The following is a 927-nucleotide window of genomic DNA, read 5'->3' as shown; positions in this document are numbered from 1 at the left end:
CACCTACAAGACCCGCTATTGCATGGACGAGGGTTTCCAGAACGCAGTGCGCAAGGCAGCGAAGGAAAATCCCGACGGCTACCCGAAATATTTCGAAAGCCGCATCGCTTATATCCTGACCACCGGCGGCAACTGGGCGTCCGGCAGCATCGGCAACTTCAAGCTCACCATCGACAAGGGCAGCGCCAAGAACCTGGTTTCCTTCTGCGGCGACAATGTCCGCAAGGTCGGCCCGACGACGTTCGAGATGACGGCCAAGGATTTTTATCCCGAGCACGACATCGACATCCTGCTGCTCGAGCCGTCGGATAGCGGGAACGGCGGCTGATGGACATCGTGATCTACGTTGCCATCGCCGAGAACGGGGTGATCGGGCGTGAAGGCGGCCTGCCATGGCGGCTATCCAGCGATCTCAAGCGCTTCAAGGCCGACACGATGGGCAAGCCGATCATCATGGGCCGCAAGACCTATGAGGGCATCGGCCGGCCGCTGCCCGGCAGGCTGAATGTCGTGGTGACACGAGACAAGACCTGGCACGCCGAGGGCATCGAGGTCGCCCATTCGCTCGACGAGGCCATCACGCTGGCCAAGGTGCGCGGGCGCTGCATGGCGGGCGCCGGGGAGATATGCGTCGTCGGCGGCGGCGAGATCTATGCCCAGGCGCTGCCGCTCGCCGACCGCCTGCATGTCACCCATGTGCTCGCCGCGGTCGACGGCGACGCGCATTTCCCGCCGATCGATCCGGCCAGCTGGCGGATCGTCCGTTCCGAGGATTTTCCCGCAGGCGAAAAGGATAGCCACGCGACGCGCTACACGGTTTACGAGAGACGACGCGACGGTCAGTGACGACGACAAAGGGTCGCTGCCGAGCCAAATCGGACAGCGCGGGCGGCACGCCGCGTTGAAAGCGTGTCACGGCGTCCCTAT

General features: G+C 63.8%; 2 protein-coding genes. Both read left to right on the top strand.

What is annotated here, in order from left to right; genetic code table 11:
- Positions 1-328 (top strand): DUF4424 family protein (locus EOA29_RS38080; protein ID WP_127222493.1); only part of this gene is annotated, 328 nt, incomplete at its 5' end.
- Positions 328-846 carry a dihydrofolate reductase gene (locus EOA29_RS38075; protein ID WP_126093144.1) on the top strand — a complete coding sequence of 173 codons (519 nt, stop codon included), beginning with the start codon at positions 328-330 and terminating at the stop codon, positions 844-846. The genes EOA29_RS38080 and EOA29_RS38075, both read left to right, overlap by 1 nt.
- The last annotated feature ends 81 nt before the right edge of the window (positions 847-927 follow it).

Origin of the sequence: Mesorhizobium sp. M1E.F.Ca.ET.063.01.1.1 (genome assembly GCF_003998155.1) — a bacterium.
Classification (GTDB): domain Bacteria; phylum Pseudomonadota; class Alphaproteobacteria; order Rhizobiales; family Rhizobiaceae; genus Mesorhizobium.
Note: the sequence above shows the minus strand (reverse complement) of the source record. Positions and strands in the feature narration are given on the sequence as shown.